Genomic DNA, 21,232 nt, shown 5'->3' with positions numbered 1-21,232 from the left:
CGGACGATGATGTTAATACCGTGGTAGACAAGGGAGCCTGGATGAAAGATGTTGCGGAAAAAGTGAAGAATCGAAAGGATACGAACGATTGTCAAACAGTATATGCGTTTCGTAGCGAGCGGATTTCGTCGCAATTCTTCGCAAATCGTGATTGATATCTTAAGCCATCCTGACGCGTAGAGTGATGAAACGTAACCCATCCATCTTAACCCTGCGAAGTTCGCGTGATCGAGGTCACTTGGCGCTGATGCCGGTGACCAATACTCGGTTATCGCGACCCTACAGCGTGTTCGGGGGGCGGGATTCCGATCTGGCTCTTCAGGACGAATCGGTCGCCGACGACGTGCCGCTGAGTCCCAGCCCGGTGGATGATAGTGTCGAGAAGAAACGAAAACGTGCCGAAGCGGTTCTGTTTCTCTCAAAAACCCCTGTAACGCTTCGAAAACTTGCTCAATTGGCTCACTTGGCGGATGCAACCGAGGCCCGTACACTTGTCCGCGACCTCAATAGTACGTACGAAACCTATGGTCGAGCGTTTCGAGTGGAACTGATCGCGGGTGGTTATCGTCTGATGACCCGAGCGGCACTTTCCCCTTGGTTAGCTCGACTTGGACATTTACCTTTAGCCACGCGGTTGTCGACGCCGATGATGGAAACGCTTGCGGTAGTCGCCTACCGTCAACCCGTTTCCCGAGCGGACATCGAATCGATTCGCGGTGTGGCTTGCGGTGATTTGTTGCGACAGTTGATGGAAAAGGACTTAGTCCGCATAGCAGGCCGTAGCGAAGAATTAGGCCGACCGTATCTTTACGGAACCACCAAACGTTTCTTACAACTTTTCGGATTAGCAAACACCGACAGTCTGCCTCCGATCCAGTGGCAAATTCTACAAGAAGCCCAGCCCGATCCCGCTGCTGAAAACGAAGCTGAAGAAACCCCAGATTCAACATCTCTAGATCCGTCCCCTAACGATAATTTTTCATCCACGAAGGAGTCTGTCGTGAGCACCGCCGTAGCATCGGTTCTCTCCGAAGCCGATTCAGAAGTTCTGGTCGCCCTAGGTACCGCTGAAAATTCGTTTGACCCCAACACGGGTATCGTCGACGACGCGCAGTCCATCATCGAGGACGAAGAAGACGAGCTGTATGGCGACGACGATGACGAGGATGACGACGACGTCGACGACGATTGGGACGACGACGATGATGATCTCGACGACGATGACGACGACGACGACGAGGATCTTGACGAGGACGACCTCGATGAAGACGAAGATGACGACGAAGTCGAAGAAGAAAACGCCGACTGGGAAGAAGTCGACGACGACGATGAAGATGATGAGTGGGAAGACGACGACGACGACGACGACTGGGAAGACGATGATGAGGACGACGACGAAGATTGGACTTAGTCGTCGTTAATCCATCGTCCGCGTAATCCGACGCGTCGGGTTATGATTTTTTCGAAGCTGAACGCTCTCGTCGGCGGGCCGGTTTACTCGTCGCCCAGATTGAACAGGTGCCGCAGCGCTTCGAGCAACCCGCGTTGGTGCCCTTCGGCGGCATCATCGCGGACCGACGACAGCGGCGGATGGAGCAATTTGTTGGTCAAACGATCAAACGATTTGTCGATCTCCTGAATCACCGAGGCATCCACGTTTAATTGCTCGAGCTTGTTCTTCAGTCGCTTCAGCTCTTCCTCTTTGATCCCCGCCGCATTTTCGCGTAAACGGCGAATCACCGGACCGGTGGACCGGTGATTGACGGCCAGGATTAAACGCTCGGTTTCATCCGCGATGATTTGCTGAGCCTTGGGATATTCCTTCTCACGCTCACGCCGATTGCGTTCACAGGCCGCTTTCAGATCATCGATCTGGTACAGATAAACGTTGGGAAAATCACCCAACGCGGGATCAAAATCGCGAGGCACCGCGAGATCCAGGATCAACAACACGCGGCCTTGTCGCTTGCTGCGGATCGATTCGAACATCGCTCGGTTGACGATCGGATCGGGCGCACTGGTGGTCCCGATCAACAAGTCGGCTTCGATCAATTTGTCGGTCAATGATTCCCAGGGTGCCGTTTTCGCGTCGAAGCGTTTGGCCAATTCCTCCGCTCGCTGCGAGCTGCGATTGATAATCGTGATCTTGGTCGCACCGGCTTGGACGAGATAAGGCAGTGTTTCTTCGCCCATTTCGCCCGCTCCGCAAACCACAATCTGTTTGTCATGCAGCGAATCAAAGACCTCGGGGACCACTTCGCCGACCGCCACGCTCGGCACGCTGACGCGGCGACGATGAATCGACGTCTCTTGTTGAACCCGTTTGGCGGTACGGTTGGCCGCTTGAAAGACCGCATGCGTTAGCGGGCCCGCCGAACCGCTATTGCACGCCAAGTCGTAGGCCTGTTTGACTTGCGACAAGATCTGAGCTTCACCCAAAACCATGCTGTCCAGACTCGCGGCGACCGTAAACAGATGCTCGACTGCTTCGGGGCCCGTTCGATAGATCATATGATGGATGACTTCGTCGGCCGACATGTGATGTTGGCCCGCCAGAAAATCGGCAACGGCATCCCGATCCAAACCGAGCGAATCGTCATTGGTCGATGCGTACAACTCGACGCGGTTACAGGTGCTCAGCAACACGACTTCGGCAGCGGGAAAACGCTTGCGAAAATCGTTCAGTGCTGTTCCCACTTGGTCGGCGGTAAACGAAATGCGTTCTCGGAATTCGACCGCGGCATCATGATGGCTACAACCAATCATTTGCAATTTCATGATCGTTGCACCTCAGGGCACTCCGCGGGTGCGGTCATCACGATCGCCTCGATGTTCTTTGCCTCGGTTTTTTTTGCCTCGATGTTTTTTGCCTCGGTCTTTTTCACATCGGGAGTTTCGCCGCTACCGTGGGACGATGTCAGCACGCCAAAGAAGGCGAGCAGCAGAAAGCCCAGACTCGCCAACGTCAAATAGATCGCCTTGCGACCTTGGCTCGCCGGGGCATAGAAAAATTCAACACACGTTGCCACGATCAACCACACCAAAAGTAGAAAGCTGAGCAGGGTCCCTCCCTCGGTCCATCCGACATGTCCCCAACGATTCAAATTCATCACCACACCGGCGACCACACCGACCGCGACTGCCGTGGTGCTGACGATCAAACAGCGGCGGTTCAGCCGGGCGAGTGTTTCGAGCGTTGGCAATCGCAAGGTCGAACCGGCTCGTTTTCGTTTCAGTCGCGACGATTGAGCCAAGTACATCACGCCGGCCAAAAACCCGATCAACACGGCGCCGGCACCGGTGGCCATGCCAAATGCATGGATGCTCAACCAAACCTCCACCGCCTCGCTGCGTGAAAACGGAGCCATCGGTCGTACGGCAATCGACAATCCGATCAGACCGAGGATGACCGGCAAAAAGAAAAAACTGATGATCGTATCGGGTCGCCGCAGATAGAAAACGAGAAAGCAAATCGCCATCCCAAGCGCCAACAGCAGCGACCATTCCGACCAACTTGCCAGCAGGCCGCGGTCCCCCGCGCCACTGACATCCATCGTTCGCAGCACCAAGTAGCTCGTATGCGCGAACAGCCCCAACGACATCATCACGATGACGAGCAGGCCGCGGCCAGGTATCTTGCCTAGCAGGCGGAGTAGTTCTAAGACGAGCACAACGATGTAGCTCGCGAAGAAACAAGTCACGGTAATCTTGCTAAGAATAGCGAGCATCGTGGAGGTTTTGGGGCTTGGGGGACTGTGACGCTCTGGCGGGGGTGCCGTGGGGCAAGCCACAGCGAACGGGGACCCACGAAAGCGGGCTCAACCGCGGCACAGCGGAATTTACAACGCTTTTCCAGCAACCATCCTACACACTTGCCAAAATTTGTCAGCTTGGCATGTTCTCGAAGCCACGAAACCACCATGCCAGATTCCCATCACAATCGCTACGCTCGCCAAATCCAATATGCTCCGATCGGTATCGAGGGCCAATCGCGGATCGAGCAATCGGCTGTGACGATTTTGGGCTGTGGAGCACTGGGCAGTGTGGCCGCCGAGATCCTGGCCCGAGCCGGAGTGGGACGACTGCGGTTGATCGATCGGGATCTGGTCGAATGGACGAATCTGCAGCGACAGGCGCTGTTTGACGAGGACGACGCGGCAAAGGGCCGCGCCAAAGTACAAGCGGCGAGCGAGCGGATCGCTCAAATCAATCGTACGATCCAGGTCGAACCTCTCGTGATCGATGTCACCGCCAGCAATATCTGCGACGTGCTTGACGGGTCGGATTTGGTGATCGATGCCGCTGACAATTTTGCGATCCGTTTCCTGCTGAACGATTGGTCACTCAAACACAAAACCGCTTGGGTGCATGGCGGATGCATCGGGGCGAGTGGCCAAGTGCGTTTGTTTGACGGTTTGGGATCCCCCTGTTTCCGCTGTCTCGTTCCCGAGCCACCGCCGGCCGCATCGGTCCCCACCTGTGACACCGCCGGAGTGCTTGGTGCAGCCACCCACATGATCGCCAGCTTGCAGTGTCTCGAGGCAATCAAGTGGCTGTCCGGCAACCAGGATGCGGTTCACGATGAAGTCTGGTCGTTTGATCTTTGGCGGAACCGGTTCCGAGCGCTGCAACTCGATTCGGGTCTGTGTCAATCGTGCCGCGCCTGTGCCCAGCAGAAATACGATTTCCTAGACGCCGATCACGATCGATCGGGTGCGGCCATGGAAATCTGCGGTCGCGACGCGGTGCAAATCACGCCTGCAGCGACCACCACGATCGCACTAAAACAAATCGCCCAGCGATGGCAGGGGCAAGGCGAGGTGCAAGCCAATCCATTTTTTGTTCGCTTGACGATCCCAGCACAAGCGAATGAAGCAGAACTCAGGCTGACACTGTTTGCCGACGGCCGTGCTGTGGTCGACGGCACCGAAGACCCCAGCCGAGCACGAACGTTGTACGATCGCTTCGTAGGCGGTTAGTTTGCGTCGGACTCCCGTAGCGGAAGTCGTCAAGACTTTCGTGAATCGCCGCACAACTCAAAACTCTTGACGAGTTTCGCTACATTGAAGCCGGCCGAAACTCTTCGCGAGTTTCGCTACGAGCATGAGGCAACGAAAAAAGGGCAGACGCTTGCACGTCTGCCCTTCGATTTTGACTTGTCACGCGTTAGCAATGACTAAGAATCGTTGCCTTCGGATTTGTCCGAATCGCCCTTGTCTTCGCCGACGCCGGCACTGACAGTTTCACTCGGTTCGGCCAATCCTCGTTTCTCGCCTTTGAAATCAAGGCGAGTGATTTTGCCATCGCTATCCTTGAAGGCATCGATCACGATCGTGTCCTTGCCTTCGAAGGTGCCTTGCAGCAACTCTTCGCTGAGCGGATCTTCGATACGTTGCTCGATCGCTCGGCGAAGCGGACGTGCACCGTAATCGAGGTTGCTGCCCTTCTTGACCAAGAACTCTTTCGCTTCGTCGGTCAATTCGATTGCCAAACCGCGTTCCATCAAACGTTCGCGGACCTTCGACAATTCGTAATCGATAACCGATTTGAGGTCTTCCTTGGTCAAGTGGCGGAAGATGATCGTGTCGTCCAACCGGTTCAAAAACTCGGGTCGGAAAACGCGTTCGATCTGATCCATCACTCGGCTCTTCATCGAATCGTAACTGGCATCGCCATCCGGTTTTTGGAAACCGAACGATGATTCGTTCTTGATCGCTTCGGCACCCGCGTTGGTGGTCATGATCAGGATCGTGTTACGGAAGTCGATGTTACGACCGAACGAGTCGGTCAAACGGCCTTCTTCCATCACCTGCAGCATCATGTTGAACACATCGGGGTGAGCCTTTTCGATTTCGTCGAACAAGACCACCGCGTACGGACGACGACGAATCTTTTCGGTCAATTGACCGCCTTCTTCGTAGCCGACAAATCCCGGAGGGGCACCGATCAAACGGCTGACGTTGTGCTTTTCCATGTACTCGCTCATGTCGATATGAACGAGTGCATCGGCGTCGCCGAACATATATTCGGCCAATGCCTTGGCGAGCAACGTTTTACCAACCCCAGTCGGACCGGCGAAAATGAACGATCCGGTCGGACGTCGTGGATCCTTCAAACCGCTACGGCTACGTCGCACCGCCTTGGCTACCGCGGTAACGGCTTGCTCTTGGCTAACGACTCGCTTGTGCAGTTCTTCTTCCATCTTCATCAAACGCAGACTGTCTTCGGTCGACAGACGTGTCAACGGAATACCGGTCATCTTGCTGACCACTTCCGCGATCACCTCTTCGTCGACCACGCCGTCGGTCTGCTGACTCTTTTGACGCCACTCGGCGGTGATCTGGTCTTTCTTCTTGCGAAGTTTTTCGGCCTGATCACGCAGATTGGCGGCTTTTTCGAAGTCTTGGTTGGCGACCGCGTCCTCTTTTTCCTTGTTCAGCTTTTCGACTTCTTCGTCGATTTCCTTCAAATCTGGTGGACGGGTCATCGTGCGAAGTCGGACCCGAGCTCCCGCTTCATCGATCACGTCGATTGCCTTGTCGGGCAAGCAGCGTGCGGTGATGTAACGTTCGCTCATCTCGACAGCCGCAACGATCGCGTCGTCGGTGAATTGAACACGGTGATGTTCTTCGTAACGTTCGCGAAGTCCTTTTAGGATCGCGATCGTTTCGGTCTTGCCGGTCGGCTCGACAATGATCTCTTGGAAACGACGCGCCAGTGCGTTGTCCTTTTCGATGTACTTGCGGTACTCGTCCAAGGTCGTCGCACCGATACACTGGATCTCACCCCGAGCGAGTGCAGGCTTCAAGACGTTGGCGGCATCGATGGCACCTTCGGCACCCCCGGCACCAACAAGCGTGTGCAGCTCGTCGATGAACAGGATCGTGTTCTTGACGCGGCGAACCTCGGTCATGACCGCCTTGATTCGCTCTTCGAATTGACCGCGGTACTTGGTGCCCGCAACCATCATTGCCAAGTCCAAAACCACGATTCGCTTTTCAGCCAAAATCTCAGGCACTTCGCCTTCGATGACCTTTTGAGCAAAGCCTTCGATGATCGCGGTCTTACCAACACCCGCTTCACCCAACAGCACGGGGTTGTTCTTGGTACGGCGGCAAAGGATTTGAATCGCACGTTCGATTTCTCGTTCACGTCCGATCACAGGATCCAATTCACCCTTCTTGGCCAACTCGGTCAAATCGCGACCGAAGCTGTCCAGTGCCGGAGTCTTGCTCTTGCTGCTCTTGCCGGATGATCCGCCGCTGCTTTCGCCATCGCCGCTGCGACCACCACGTTCGCCGACCTCGGCGCCTTCGAGCCCGTGGCCCAAAAGATTCAAGACCTCTTCGCGAACGTCTTCGAGCTTCAGCCCCAGGTTCATCAGAACCTGAGCCGCAACACCCTCTTGCTCGCGGAGCAGTCCCAGCAGGATGTGCTCGGTCCCAACGTAGCTGTGATTCAAATTGCGTGCTTCTTCCATCGAATACTCGATGACTTTCTTGGCACGCGGCGTCTGTGGCAACTTGCCGACGGTGACCATTTCAGGACCGCTTTGGACAAGTTTTTCGACTTCGAGTCGGATTTTCCGCAAATCGACTTCGAGGTTCTTTAGCACATTGGCGGCAACACCACTGCCCTCTTTGACCAAGCCCAACAAAATGTGCTCGGTGCCGATGTATTCGTGGTTAAACCGCTGTGCTTCCTGATTAGCCAATTGCATGACTTTTCGGGCGCGGTCGGTAAAGCGTTCGTACATATCTATTATCTCGTTTACCCAGGCTGTCAAACTGGCGATACATTTCGCAATAAGTCAGATAAGCAAACCGTACGCCACTTTTACACTTGATGGCAATGGCGGTCTGATTCGTTACGACGATTACGGAATGATCCTCAGTCAAACGCAATGACTTTTGACTCTATGTCTGATTCTATCGGTTAGGTCAAAGGCCGGGGATAGGAGCTTGACGTAGGAAACCAGAAAAGACGGCGATCGGGAGCAAATTGTCTTAAAAAACACGCCGAAGTTTTCTTGCAGAACTTCACGGCGTCTCGATCTCGCTGCGGCCTCAGCGGAGCTAGAAAGCTAGCATTAAGCAGCAGCTGCGCGGTCTTCTGTCATATCGGCAGCGTTTTCGGAGGGGGAGGCTTCGCGATTGGTAGGGTTCTCTCGCGCGTCACTCTTCGCTTTGCCCTTGGATTCCTCTTCCGCCACCATCGCACGACGAATGCGTTTTCGCTCCGTTTCCACTTCGACCCACCACGGATCGGCCACCTCAAGTCGACTGATTTCGTTAATCAGAACGGTGGCGTGGTCCAATTGATCCAGATGTCGATAAACCGAGCACAACATCAATAATGCTGGGGGGTCGCGTGGCTCGATCGCCAGAACCGAAGTCAGCAGTTTCTCAGCCGCTTCCCAATCGCCCCGCAAATAGGCCGCATGCGCTTCGCGAAAACGATCGGGCTCTTCGCTGACTTTGCGTGGATGAATTAATTCCGGCAATTCCCGCAGGCCGCGGACCACATAGAAACCCCACACCGCGACGCCCAGCAACGTGGCCATCCAGAACAATCCGCCCGATAACCAGCCAGGGTAGATCCAACCGAACACGAAAAAACTATTCAGCGCTAGGCAAAATGCAATCGCCAGCGGTAACGAAGCCATCCGGCCACGCCACCACAGCTCTGGCAATCCTGGCCAAAGACACGATAAATAGTAACTCGCGCTCATAACCTCGCTTGTACTGTTTCCGAGGCAACCAAAGCAAGCACAATCGCCAAATTACCTAAGTTCACATTTGGTATCGGGGTAGTGGATCTTGCTAAAGATCCTTCCGTAACAAACGCTAGCTACCGTCGCCAAACGTTGGACAGTGCGTCGAAACACTCCAAGCTCTGGCGAGCGTCGCTACGCCTAAATCGACTTTTGTCCCAAAGCTTTCATCCCGCATCCGAAACTCTTGGCGAGTTTCGCTACGCCAAAACCGTTTCGCTAGTTAGACGTCGCCGTACTGCCAGACCGATTTGTAGGCGTCGGCGTCTTCGAAATACTTTAGCAGCGACGCGTAAAAATCGTGGCTGGCCAGTGTGGCGCTATCGCCCACCATGATCATTTTGCGACGCGCTCGGGTCAGCGCGACGTTGGTCCGCCGGGTGTCACTTAAAAAGCCGATTTCGGCTCGATCGTTGCTGCGGACCATCGTCAACAGCACCACTTCCTTCTCGCGGCCTTGAAAACCATCGACGGTATCGATTTCAAGTTCGGGCAACTCTAACCGCGAACGCAATAGTCGCACCTGAGCCGCGTAGGGAGCGATCACGGCGATCTGTTCCGGCTGGACTCCGGCGTCAAGAAACTCGTGAATCAAACGAATGATTAGATTTGCTTCTTTTGGATTCAGTTTGCTCTGACCATCTGGTTCCAAGGCTTCGTCAAACTCGGCACCGGCGGTGTCAATGAACTCGATCGGCTGGGTGGTCAATTCGCTTTCGATGACCTCAGGCAAATCGCTGAGCTGGTGCGAACGAACCGAAGCATCGGCGATCAACGTGCCATCATAAAATTCTTCGGACGAGAAGTTCATGATCGTTTCGTTCATCCGGTACTGGACCACCAAGCGGCGGAACACCGAGTCGCCTTCTCGCTCGACGAGCGACTGCATCAGCGATTCTTTCATGCCCGCTCGCGCGGCTTCATCGCTCAGCACCGTCGGCGGCAATTGGCAATGGTCACCTGCCAAGACCAATCGCTCGGCACGCAGAACGGCTTGCCACACGCTGGGTTGGGTGCACTGGCACGCTTCGTCGATCACGACCAAGTCAAAGTCTTGGTCGTACAATAATTCGTCGTCGATCGTGGTGGTCGTGCAAACGACGTCCGATGAATCGATCACGCTGCGGATGACGCTGCGTTCGAGTGATCGAATTTGGCCGCGAAGCTGTCCCGCTTCGGCATACAATTCGCCTTTGCGACGAAAACCCTCGCGGCCTCGAGGTTTCTTGGATGCCGCCCGCATCAAATGTTCTAATTCACGACGCATATCGCGAACGACCTCGGTCGACGGATCGGCATCGACGAGTTCGTCGAGCGTATGCCCTCGCAATGATTCAAACACTCTCGCTGGATGCCCGACTCGCAACACGTTGGGCATGATCGCGACCAAACGTTCGAGCAGATTGTCCACGGCAGTGTTACTCGGCGCACACGCCAACACTCGCTCGCCGCGAGCGACCGCTTGGTAAATGACCTCGGCAATCGTCGTTGTTTTTCCAGTTCCCGGAGGCCCATGCAAAATGGCGACATCTTGAGCCGACAGCGCGAAACGCACCGCGTCTTGTTGTGGTGGATTCAAATCGGTCAAAAAACGGACGTCGGGCAAATCGGTGAACCGAATCGGGCGGAATCCCAACAGCGCGTCACGCAGTCGGCCGGTGCGAGCGGTCGCGACTTGCGCCTTGGCCATTGCCGCCAATTGGCGTCGACGCGTCGTTTCATCGGGCGACAGATCGATGCGAAACGTCGACCCCGCCGGCCACTGCTCGGTCGCCACTTGGATCGTGTTATGTTTGCGGCGGCTGACGACTCCGGCGATGCCTTCGTCGGACGCATCGGACCAGTCCGAGATTACGACGGGAGAACCGACTTTTAAGCGGTTCATCGGCAACGGGTCGCCGTGGGGTTTGACAAAATCCAGTAGTAATCGGCCCGCCAGCCCCGTTTTATGGTCGGACATCTGTAGCGAAACGAGGGTTTCCCCGGTACTTTCCACGTCTCGTTGTGAACGCATTTGCCGTCGCAGCGCCATTCGGGCGCGTTCGGCCTCGCCTTCCAACGCGAGCCAATGCTCCAAAACGCCGAAATAATCTTCGGGGGTCATGCAATCCCTCACCCCTTTTAAGCCACCCCCAAACGTGCCGGACCCGGAAACAGCAGGACGTGAAGATCCGCGACGAGGACGAGATTGGCCAGAACGAGACGACATCAGGGAGAGCTCAAAATGAAAAAGGTCAGGGAAAGTATCCGCTCATGTTAATCGGTTTCGCAATTTGGACACTGGTAGCAAGTTTGATCACCGCGATCCTGTACGCCTGGGACAAACGTGCCGCGCAAACGGATCGGCGTCGAATTCCCGAACGAACGCTACTGGGGTGGTCGCTCGTCGGCGGATGGCCTGGGGGCTGGATCGCCGGCCGTTGGCTGCGTCACAAAACCTACAAACGATCTTATCGAATCCAATTCGCGTTGGCCGCCACCCTAAATCTGCTCGGAATCGCTGCGGTGGTTTATGCAAGCTTCAACTAAGGACCGTCGGAACCTTAAGGGACGGTCCTCACTGGTAGCGGAAGTCGTCAAGACTTTCGTGAATCCCGGCACCGGTCGAAACTCTTGACGAGTTCCGCTACGGCAGTAATCCGACGGAGCTAACTTCACAACTCAGACCCATTGTTGATTTGACGCCATGTCGAGCGAAAGTGACCGTCCCGTCTCAATCCAATTTGTTCCCATCGAATTTCAGTCCGATGTGTACCGTCAATCCATTGCTCTGCGTCACGCGGTGCTTCGTCAACCGCTGGGGTTAGCGTACAGCGAAAGCCAGCTCGCTGCGGAACATGACCAGCTTCATTTCGGCATGCTCAGCGGCAACCAATTGCTTGCATGCGTGTCAGTAATGCTCTTTTCACCGAGCGAGGCAAAAATTCGCCAAATGGCGGTGGATGCCGCACTGCAAGGTCGAGGAATCGGATCGGATTTGCTGGGCCGAGTCGAATTGGAATTAAAGTCTCGCGGGGTGCAATGCATTGAATTACATGCTCGCGAGGTTGCAGTGGGGTTCTACGAGCGACTTGGTTATATGGTCACGGGAGAACCATTTACCGAGGTCACGTTGCCTCACATCAAGATGACCAAAACGATGGTCACATGCTGAGCCAAAACCAGACGCCCATTGGAATACAGATCAAATTGACGACCCAGGCAAAGATCAACCCTCTTCGCGCCCTAGCGTCACGATAGGCAGTCGTTGGAATGGTGAGCGTGACGTACAGCGAATAAAAGTTCAGCAGCGGTGGGAAAATCAAGACGCCCACGATCGACGACAAGTACGCTCGCTTGACGGCGACATCGATCGGTTCATCGAGTACGGATTGCGAATCGCGACGATCGATTGGCAACGCGGGTGGCTGTTTCGGCAGATCCGAAATCGGGTTTGGTGGCTGATAGGGATTGGCTGAAACGGCGATCGGCTCCGTCGAAGTTTCGCTGGTAAAGTCAGCAGCACCCAATTCCGATGCGAAGTCATCTTCCTCGTTTGGATCGTGGCGTCCGGTGGCATCGTCCTCGCTACGTCGCTTGTTGCAACTCCAGCAGACTTCGAATGCGGGCTCGTTCTGTTCTTCACATCGCGAACAAATCCAGGGTCCCGCACTTTGGATCAACATCTCGTCGGCCGTCAGCAGATCGATGGCCCGTTGGTAGTCGGCCGGAGCAACTTCGATCCGCACCAAACGGTCTGTCCCCGCGCCACCCATGCTGAGAGCCACTGCGGCATCGGTGCCGGTCACGATCGAGCGAATGCCGGCGGCGGCCAGCCGAATTCGAATCGTTTCGGCCGAAAATGCATCGGCATACTCGCGGACGCTGACCATCGGGCCGCGATAATTCGAGACCGGTATCGCTGACGCCTCCATATCAGCGTCGGGTGAATCGGCTTCTTGAAATTCCGAACTCGGCAAAATGCTTGTCTCCGAACACGCATAATCGGAAATGGGACCGCTCTCTGCGACAGAATAACCGGTCCTGGAGTGATGCCAGGGGCAAAATCATTGACTAATATAGTCGCTGGGGTGATCTCCGATCCTGCCTGACCACCCCCACATTCGTCGGTTCCTGATCACGGCGAATCCTGCCCCCTTCACTATAACCAGATCCTGTTTTCCTCCTATCCGTTAGGTGAACTTCCATGCCGATCCGTCATCGGTTACCCCAAATCCTCGCTTTTTCCGCGTGTTTTCTCTCGTTCGCGGTGCTGGGTCATGCCTGTTTTGCGGAGTCGATTCAACTTCGCGACGGACAACGCGTTGCCTTGGTTGGCAACAGCACTGCGGAGCGAATGAACTTGTTCGGCAATTTGGAGACGCTTTTCCAATTGCGAACTCACGATCAACGGATCCAGTTCCGCAACTTTGGTTGGCCCGCCGATGAAGTTGCCAACCAGCAGCGTCCCGGCAACTACACGCTGATTGACGATCCGTTCAAGGTCTATGGCGGCGACTTCTTTCTCTGCTTCTTTGGCTTTAACGAATCCTTTGCGGGTGATTCTCCCGAAGCGATCGAAACGTTTGTCTCGGACTATCGCAAATACCTCAGCAAACTCGCGGCCGATTTCACGGTTGATGGTCGCAAGCCTTCGTTTGTGTTAGTCACGCCCATCGCATTCGAATCGACAGGTGAACGTTTGCACGCGGATGCAGATCTGCGCAACGCGATTCTTCGCAAATACGCCGCGGCCATTGTTGAGCTCGGAAAATCGGACGGTTACCGCGTGGTCGATGTTTTCGAAGCAACCGAAAAATTGTTCTCCGCCGAACCCGGAGCCCAGTACACAATCAACGGGATTCATCTGAACGAACAAGGTGATGAGGAACTTGCTCGTTTAATCGACGCCCAATTATTTGACGAACCGCTGCCAAGCATCGATTCTGCGCAAAAGGAAAAACTTCGTACCGCGATCAATGATAAATCATGGCTGCATTCTCAAGACTATCGCATGCTGAACGGTTGGTATGTCTACGGAGGCCGTCGGACTTGGGATACCGAGACCTTCCCAACGGAGTTCCGCAAAATTCGTCAGATGGTCGACGTTCGCGATAAATACGTTTGGGACATCGCCGCAGGCCGACCGGTTGCTGATAACCCCGATGATTCGGGTACCGGCGAAGTGTTTACTCCGGAAACGATGTTCGGTTCGCGTGACGAGAATTTCCGCAAAATGCGCGAGCCAAAGACGCTCGAGTATCCCACGCCCGAAGAATCGATTTCTCAGATGAACGTGCCTGAGGATTTCCGCATCGAATTGTTTGCTTCGGAACGCGAATTTCCTGAATTGGCAAACCCCACCCAAATTGCCTTTGATGAGAAAGGCCGATTGTGGGTTTCGTGCATGGTCAACTATCCGCAGTGGTTGCCCGGTTCTTCACGTCCGAGCGACCGCTTGCTGATTTTAGAAGACACCGACGGCGACGGCAAAGCGGACAAATGTACAACGTTTTATGACAAGCTGATTTGCCCGACCGGATTCGAGTTCTATGACGGCGGCGTGCTGGTCGTGGATGAGCCACGGATCATTCATTTGAAGGACACCGATGGCGATGACAAGGCGGACGAAGTCGTTCATGTGCTCGATGGACTGGCGACCGATGACACTCACCATACAATGGGCGCTTGGGAATTTTCGCATGGCGGATTGCTGTACATGCAAGAAGGCGTTTCGATGTCGACGACTTTGGAAACGCCGTGGGGCCCTTTCCGCAATCATGGTCCCTCGGGTTCGTACGTATGGGATCTCGAATCGCTGAAAATCCGACATTTCCGTACCCCTGCGTATGGAAACCCATGGTGCCTGGTGTTCGATAAATGGGGCATGGGGGTCATCGGTGACGGTACCGGCGCTCAACAGCACTGGGCAAGTCTGCTATCGGGTGCAGCGGTTCGTTCGCGAAGCAGCGTGCAACCGATTTTTAATAACGAAGGAATGCGACCGGCGGTCGGCAGCGAGTTTCTGACGTCGCGTCATTTTCCGGAGTCCTATCACGATCACTTTATCTATGCCTGTGTGATCAACATGCACGGGATGCCCAAATTCACGATCGAAGACGAACCGGGAACCGCAGGTTTGACTGGAAAGCGGATCGAAGATTTGCTCTCGTCGACCGACATGTTCTTTCGCCCCGTCGATCCCAAAGTGGGCCCAGACGGTGCGGTTTGGTTCGGCGATTGGTGCAACGCGTTGATCGGACACATGCAATATTCGCAGCGTGACCCGAACCGCGATCACGAGCACGGCCGCATCTACCGGATGGTTTACAACAAGAAACCTTTGATTGAACCTGTGCTACAAGCAGACAAAAGCGTCGAGGAACTGCTTGATCAATTGACTACCTATGAACTGCGCACCCGTTATCGCGTCCGTCGTGCGCTGCACGACCGCGACGAAAACGAAGTATTGACCAAGGCCGCTGCTTGGCTCGGCGATTCAACCGATCCCATGAAAATGTGCGAAGTGCTGTGGTTGCAAGAGTTCTTTCATAGGGTCGACCCGAAATTGGTCAACCGAATTATGGACAGCGATGATTTCCATGCTCGCAGCGCCGCCATTCACGTGGTCGGCAACCAATGGGAATGGATGGACAATCCGAATGAAATTTTGCGTCGATCGATCGTCGACGAGCATCCTCGTGTGCGTCTGGAAACGCTGCGGGCGATCAGTTTCCAAGAAACGATCGAAGCTGTGGAAATCGCCTTGCGGATTTATGAGAACCCACGCGACCAGTGGATCGACTATGTGTTCGAGCATACGCTTCAAGCTTTGCAACCGGTTTGGGAAAAGGCGACCAAGGATCCCGAGTACTTGGCAAGTTTGTCACCGGAGTCACAAAAGGTGCTGCGGGATTACCAACACTCGACCGGTCCGGGACGCGACATCTACGTACCACTGCGAACGTTGATGAATCCCGATAAGAAAGCAGAGCACAACAAGGCACTCGAGAAATTGGTTGCCGCCGGGGGTGGTAGTGTCGAAAACGGAGCGAAGGTGTTCGAGCGAACCTGTGCTGCGTGTCACTTGCATGGCGAACTTGGCAAAGAGTTTGGACCTAAGTTGACCGATGTCGGCAGCCGGATGTCACGTGAACAGATCATTCGATCGGTGATTTGGCCGAACGAAGAAATCTCGAAGGGCTTCGAGACTGTGCAAATTTTGACCTATGACGGACAACCGTTTGCCGGCTTCATTCTTGCCGAAGACGAGGAGACGCTGACGCTGGGGATTGCCAATGGCAAAGTCGAGAAGATCGACAAAGAAGAGATCGAAATTCGCAAGGAGATGAAGGCCAGTAGTATGCCCGAAGGATTGCTGGAAACGATTTCGCCAGGCGAGTTCTTGGATCTGATTGTTTTCTTAACCGACGGATGGATTTCCACTGATCCAAACAGCGAAATGAAGCTGAGAAAGTATGGCGAATTCGAAGAGATTTCTCGCGATGCTCAGCTCAAGCTTGGAGCGAACTTTCAAAGCCAGTACTCCGGCGGCGCATCGTCGTTCATGAGTGGCAAGTCGCCAACCAAGTTTGACTTTGCGTTTCACTCGCGTGAAGGTGCCAAACCCGAAGACACGATGATGGTCATTCGGCTGGCCTCGCCTTCGGAAGTGCGTCACGTGGAATTGACCAATCGCCGCAGTTCTCAATTCCACAGTCGTGCGAAAGGGCTTGCGATGTGGACCAGCAACGATGGACAAGCGTGGACCAAAGTTTGGACAAGCGAGCAACCGCAAGCGAAATATTCGTTTGATTTGCCTGCGGGAACCGAAGCTCAGTTCATCAAGTTGGGGCTCGAAAACGGTGGCACATTCCATCTGGATCAAGCCGTCTTTTACGGTCGACGGCTACCCGCGTCCGGCGCGGTTAGCCAGAAGTAACGTGCCGCGAGTTCTCGGCGTATGGAATTGAATTAGGTACGCCCAAAACAACGATTGGCGGCTTTTGCCGTAGTGGACGAGGCTACGAGTCTTTTGGATCGGATGAAGGCGATGGGACTCGTCGCCTCGTCCACTACATTCTCTCTTGGAACCATGGCTGCGGTGACCGAAAATCAATCCAACCGTGATGCGAATCACGACGCGGCTCTGCGTTCGGTTCATACCTCGAATTTCCCTGACTTGTTGGACCAGTTAGGCATCACGCTATTGGTCACCACTTACCAGGCCGGAAAGTTGGTGATGCTGCGTAGTGATCAGGGTGTACTGAATACTCACTTTCGGATGTTTGATAAGCCGATGGGGTTGGCGGCCGATGCCGATCGAATTGCGATCGGGACCGCGATGCAGGTTCACGAATTTCACAATATCCCTGCAGCGTGCAGCCGTTTGCAATCATCGCGTCTCCACGATGCCTGCTTCCTGCCCCGCGTGACACACCATACCGGTGACATCGATGTTCACGAGATGGCTTGGGTTCAGGACGATTTGGTCTTTGTGAACACGCGGTTTTCTTGTTTGGCGAAACGCAGTGGAACGTACAACTTTGTTCCCGTTTGGAGACCCTCGTTCATCAACCAAAATGTGCCCGACGATTGCTGTCACTTAAACGGCATGGCGGTGCGTGATGGCGATGTCCGCTACGTGACCGCACTGGGGGATTCGAACGAGGCGAGCGGTTGGCGCGCGAACAAGAAAGAAGGTGGCATATTAATCGATGTGCAATCCAACGAGATTGCCGCTCGCGGACTTTCGATGCCGCATTCACCGCGTTGGCATGACGGCAAGTTGTGGCTGTTGAATTCAGGCAGTGGATCGTTTGGCACGATCGATTTGGCGTTGGGTCGCTATGAACCGATGGTGACGCTGCCCGGTTTCACACGAGGTCTTTCGTTTTACGGACCGCTGGCCTTCATCGGGCTGTCCCAAGTTCGCGAGACCGCCGTGTTTACAGGAATCCCGATCGCTGATCTGCCGATGGAACAACGCTGCTGTGGCGTATGGGTCGTCAATCTGCAAACCGCGAATGTGATCGCGTTTGTGAAATTCGAAGACGCGGTACAAGAGATCTTTGCAGTCGAAGTCTTGCCCGGTTCGCGTTATCCGGAACTGGTCAACGAAGACCGCGAGTTGATGGGCAACACGTACGAATTACCCGATACGACGCTCGCTGACGATGCAGGGACTGGAGATTCCTCGCCCGGTTGATTCCAGTTCCATCTACTTTGGTAGCGGCACGGCGCAAGACGTCCGGTTGCGGCGAGTAAAACGTTCGATTTTGAGCGGGCGACTCGCGCCGCTCCGCTAAAACTTGGCTATTGACGTCGGACATTGAGAGTGAGTTTTTCTTCCAGCCAATACCGCTGTTACCTTTCCACCGACGAAGGTGACTGCTGAAGTAGTAGCAAACGGACAGGCCGGAGGCCGACAGATAGACTGCCGTTGGCGTGAGCCAACGGTTTAGGGGCGACTTGTCGTCGTAAGGCCGGAAGCCGACACACTGGCAGCAGATGTGTCGCCCTCCGGGCTATGGTTTTCCGCCTCTCCTGACCGGTAGCTTACGCTACCGGCAGAGGGTGTATCGGCCTCCGGCCTGCAATCAATGCTACTAAATCAGCAGTCACCGAAGCCGGGGGAGAGGTGGCAGAAAAATTGTGTAACCAAAATTCACGACAATACCAATGTTTTGGTAGTCCTTCGACCTAGAGAACCTTTTCTGGCTGGTAATCACGCAACATCGGTTCGAACGCTTTACATCCGACCGACCAGTGCTGGAACTGGAACTTCAAAGGCTGGTTTCCTCGCTTGTCTGCTAACACCGCAGCAATTTGCCCGTACGCGTCTGCCTCGGTGACATGCCACCGAGTTCGATCGCGGAGGATCGCGTCTAACAGCGTCTCTACCTCATCGAGTTTTTCATCTTCAAACAGCAGGTTTGCCCATTGGATTTTAGCAAAGAAATAGTCGGGATGATCATGATGCAAATCGAGGATCAGTTGCCTGGCCTCGTCGCGTCGACCTTGCCCTGCGATCATGCTGATCAAGTTATGGCGAATATCTCGGGCACCTTGGTCTTCGGAGATCGCTTTGCGGAATAGCTTTTCTGCCTTCGCAAAATGACCATTGCGACCGCACTCCATGGCTTCGACGAGCAGATCGTTTAGTTCTTTGCTTCGTCGCGGAGGCGGCTCGGAATCGACATGCAAATCGAGCTTCAACAGGTTCTCGGGCAGCCAGTCGCCGCCAACCCAAAGTCGTTCCACGTTGCGACCATGAATTTGACACAACTTTCGTGCCAACATTCGGTCCACGATTGTGCCCCAACGACCTGTTGCGAACGAGGCAATCGCATCGAGAATCGGGTCAGACAATGTTTTGCACTGGTAACAAAGCCTCAATATCAATTCTTTGCCAGACAACGGGCCTCGATCCAAGATTGCGCCCACAAGAGTGGGGTAGCGATCCAGTAATTGTTTTTTTAGCCGCTGGAGTGCATCTCGAGAATTCTGACTCGTCGATTCATGTAATAACCTAATCGTATGTTCGGCTAGCCAATATCCAAGCGGTAGAGGAGCTACCCCGATTTGGAGTTCGCTTCGTTGCTGCAGATCTTCACTCATTTCGTAAACTGTTTCGTCTCGAAATTTGCCTTCGCAGCGTTCCAAGACTGCCAAACCTTGGTCGCTCGCACCGACTCGTTGGTAGGCCCACGCCATCAACTTGGCATCACGAGCAAAGTAATGAGGTTCGACTTTGTCTTGAAGATCTTGATTTCGCTCCCAAAGATCGATCGCCAATTGAGGCTGATTGGCTTTGAAAGCCACTTCGATCAACGCGTTCAGCCCTTCACGTCGGTTTTCAGGAATGGTTGCTACCGATTGAAGTCGACGTTTGCACGATTCCAAATCTCCGTGCAACCACTCTAACATCGCGAGGTTTGCGATCGCGATCCCGTCGTCTGAATGGATTGCGATTGTCTCGCTCGCATGTCGCTTTGCTTTTTCGTAGTCGCCCAACGCAATGGCTGTCATGACGAGATTGTTTTGCAATGGCAAAAAGCTCGAGAATCGTCTCAAGGCAACTTCGGCGTGACGATGTGCGTGTTTCAGCTGGCCATAGTACATCAACTCTTGAACGCGATCGTTCTCATACGAGGCTTCGTAGAGCTCTTCAGCCGAGAAGAGTTCATGCAATAGCGCGGGGTACTGATGCTGACTCAGCACGCCCTCGATTTTTGGCAATGCGTCTTTGGCTTGCGCTACCATGTCACCGTCGGCACCCGACTGGACGGCACGTGTCAGATCTCGATGCGCGAGATGAGCGTGCGCACATTGTAATGCCGCCATTCCGCTGATTGCGTAGAGCTCAGGATCGGCGAGTTGCCGGTCCATCATACCTTGAGCTGCAAACCGTATGACCTGAGCGTCCTGGCGTTTGATGGCATCTTCAAGCAGCATTTCCATACGCCGCGGCGACAATTCACCTCGCAGCAACTTCATCACATCAAGTTGGTAGACATCCGTGTTACCGGACTCATGCGAGTCATCGATTCGCAACCCTGTTTCTTCTAGCTTGTTTTGTTTTTGGTTTAGCTTTTTTCGACGTTTGACGAGGTCGCTTTTCCGAGTCTTACTCATACAGTGATGCTTCTCGATGATCGATGGGAAGTTTTATCGTGGTTTAGGGTGGGTAATTTTGCGGATCGCGGTAATGGTTTCTTCGATCTGTTCGGATCGAACATCCGCGGCGACGTCGCTGTAATAATCCGTCCGGATACCCAGCGAATCTTTCATCGCGGTGGCCAGTGGCGGATCGAGATCCAGGAAATCGTCAGCCATCTCGAAATCGCGATCACTTAATATCTGATCCGCAAGGCTTTCGATCACGTCGTTCCACTGATCCATGTCCTGACTATAAGCGGTTAGTTTTTCGGAGCCTGCAAAACCCAAATCGACGTCGGCGAGGTCATCTTCGCCAAAACCATCCGCGTCATCGAAGCCGTCTTCGTCACAAAACCATTCGTCATCACCGAAGTCTTCGTCGCGGAAACATTCGTGGTAAGCCCTGAGGGTCAGCGTACGCAAATTCGGGGTGCGGTCATCGAACCAGTTGTCTTGATCCCAATCGTTCTCGTCCAAGCCAAGTCGCTGTTGATCAATCTCATCCTCGATAAACTGGCGGAGCGTTTGAAAGACCGCATACACTCCGGCTTCTATGACAGCCGACGGGGCAAGCGTTTCAGCCGTGGGCGTGAATAAGTGTTCGGTAATTTGACGCAGCACGGCGAGCTGCTCGCTGGTCGTTAATTGATCGAACAGCGGGACGTCAAAATTCCAGCGCCAATCGCCTTCCAAATTCTTAGGATCTGCGACTCGATCTTGCAGCCGATCGATCATGCAATCCAGCGATTCGCGAACGAGTTCGGCCTCGGCGCCGTCGAGAACCCGATCCCCTTCGGATGTTTGCCATGTCATCTCGAT

Annotated in this window: 14 protein-coding genes; 6 read left to right on the top strand and 8 right to left on the bottom strand. The window is 54.4% G+C overall.

Annotation, left to right across the window (positions count from 1 at the left end):
• The first annotated feature begins 184 nt into the window (after positions 1-184).
• Complete coding sequence (gene scpB, locus ABD971_RS02070) at positions 185-1,411, top strand: SMC-Scp complex subunit ScpB (protein WP_345318915.1); 1,227 nt, start codon at positions 185-187, stop codon at positions 1,409-1,411.
• 83 nt (positions 1,412-1,494) lie between these two features.
• Here the strand turns inward: scpB and hemA are convergent, their stop codons facing one another.
• Positions 1,495-2,778, bottom strand: a complete 1,284-nt coding sequence (gene hemA, locus ABD971_RS02065; protein ID WP_345318913.1) for a glutamyl-tRNA reductase — start codon at positions 2,776-2,778, stop codon at positions 1,495-1,497.
• Positions 2,775-3,728, bottom strand: coding sequence for a cytochrome c biogenesis protein CcsA (ccsA, locus tag ABD971_RS02060; RefSeq protein WP_345318911.1), 954 nt, complete (start codon positions 3,726-3,728; stop codon positions 2,775-2,777). The genes hemA and ccsA overlap by 4 nt, the downstream gene beginning before the upstream one ends.
• A gap of 192 nt (positions 3,729-3,920) precedes the next feature.
• Here ccsA and ABD971_RS02055 point away from each other — a divergent pair, with 192 nt between their 5' ends.
• Entirely contained in the window at positions 3,921-4,979 is a 1,059-nt protein-coding gene (locus tag ABD971_RS02055) for a ThiF family adenylyltransferase (RefSeq protein ID WP_345318910.1), read from the top strand.
• Positions 4,980-5,176: 197 nt separating this feature from the next.
• Here ABD971_RS02055 and ABD971_RS02050 read toward each other — a convergent pair whose 3' ends face one another.
• From ABD971_RS02050 to ABD971_RS02040, 3 genes are all read right to left on the bottom strand, one after another.
• Positions 5,177-7,756, bottom strand: a complete 2,580-nt coding sequence (locus ABD971_RS02050) for an ATP-dependent Clp protease ATP-binding subunit (RefSeq protein ID WP_339942348.1) — start codon at positions 7,754-7,756, stop codon at positions 5,177-5,179.
• A 333-nt stretch (positions 7,757-8,089) separates the two neighbouring features.
• The gene (locus tag ABD971_RS02045; protein ID WP_339942347.1) at positions 8,090-8,731 is read right to left on the bottom strand and encodes a tetratricopeptide repeat protein; all 642 of its coding nucleotides are present in this window, start codon (positions 8,729-8,731) and stop codon (positions 8,090-8,092) included.
• A 265-nt stretch (positions 8,732-8,996) separates the two neighbouring features.
• Positions 8,997-10,982 carry an AAA domain-containing protein gene (locus ABD971_RS02040; RefSeq protein WP_345318907.1) on the bottom strand — a complete coding sequence of 662 codons (1,986 nt, stop codon included), beginning with the start codon at positions 10,980-10,982 and terminating at the stop codon, positions 8,997-8,999.
• Positions 10,983-11,026: 44 nt separating this feature from the next.
• Between ABD971_RS02040 and ABD971_RS02035 the strand changes: the two genes are divergently transcribed.
• Together ABD971_RS02035 and ABD971_RS02030 are read left to right on the top strand one after the other, a co-directional pair.
• Positions 11,027-11,302: a DUF1294 domain-containing protein gene (locus ABD971_RS02035; RefSeq protein WP_339942345.1), complete on the top strand. Its 276-nt coding sequence runs from the start codon at positions 11,027-11,029 to the stop codon at positions 11,300-11,302.
• A 157-nt stretch (positions 11,303-11,459) separates the two neighbouring features.
• Entirely contained in the window at positions 11,460-11,927 is a 468-nt protein-coding gene (locus tag ABD971_RS02030) for a GNAT family N-acetyltransferase (protein WP_345318904.1), read from the top strand.
• Here ABD971_RS02030 and ABD971_RS02025 read toward each other — a convergent pair.
• Positions 11,917-12,732, bottom strand: a complete 816-nt coding sequence (locus ABD971_RS02025; RefSeq protein ID WP_345318902.1) for a hypothetical protein — start codon at positions 12,730-12,732, stop codon at positions 11,917-11,919. The genes ABD971_RS02030 and ABD971_RS02025 overlap by 11 nt on opposite strands.
• A 227-nt stretch (positions 12,733-12,959) precedes the next feature.
• Here ABD971_RS02025 and ABD971_RS02020 point away from each other — a divergent pair, with 227 nt between their 5' ends.
• Together ABD971_RS02020 and ABD971_RS02015 are read left to right on the top strand one after the other, a co-directional pair.
• Positions 12,960-16,694: a PVC-type heme-binding CxxCH protein gene (locus ABD971_RS02020; protein WP_345318900.1), complete on the top strand. Its 3,735-nt coding sequence runs from the start codon at positions 12,960-12,962 to the stop codon at positions 16,692-16,694.
• A gap of 111 nt (positions 16,695-16,805) precedes the next feature.
• A complete protein-coding gene (locus tag ABD971_RS02015; protein WP_345318898.1) occupies positions 16,806-17,960 on the top strand; it encodes a TIGR03032 family protein in 1,155 nt (384 codons plus the stop codon).
• A 494-nt stretch (positions 17,961-18,454) separates the two neighbouring features.
• Here the strand turns inward: ABD971_RS02015 and ABD971_RS02010 are convergent, their stop codons facing one another.
• Together ABD971_RS02010 and ABD971_RS02005 are read right to left on the bottom strand one after the other, a co-directional pair.
• On the bottom strand, positions 18,455-20,389 hold the full coding sequence (locus tag ABD971_RS02010; RefSeq protein ID WP_345318896.1) for a hypothetical protein: 1,935 nt from the start codon (positions 20,387-20,389) through the stop codon (positions 18,455-18,457).
• 33 nt (positions 20,390-20,422) lie between these two features.
• Positions 20,423-21,226: a hypothetical protein gene (locus tag ABD971_RS02005; protein WP_345318894.1), complete on the bottom strand. Its 804-nt coding sequence runs from the start codon at positions 21,224-21,226 to the stop codon at positions 20,423-20,425.
• Between the last annotated feature and the right edge of the window lie 6 nt (positions 21,227-21,232).

Source organism: Novipirellula rosea (assembly GCF_039541335.1).
Taxonomy (GTDB): Bacteria; Planctomycetota; Planctomycetia; order Pirellulales; family Pirellulaceae; genus Novipirellula; species Novipirellula rosea.
The sequence above is the reverse complement of the archived record's forward strand: the minus strand, read 5'-3'. Positions and strand labels throughout refer to the sequence as shown.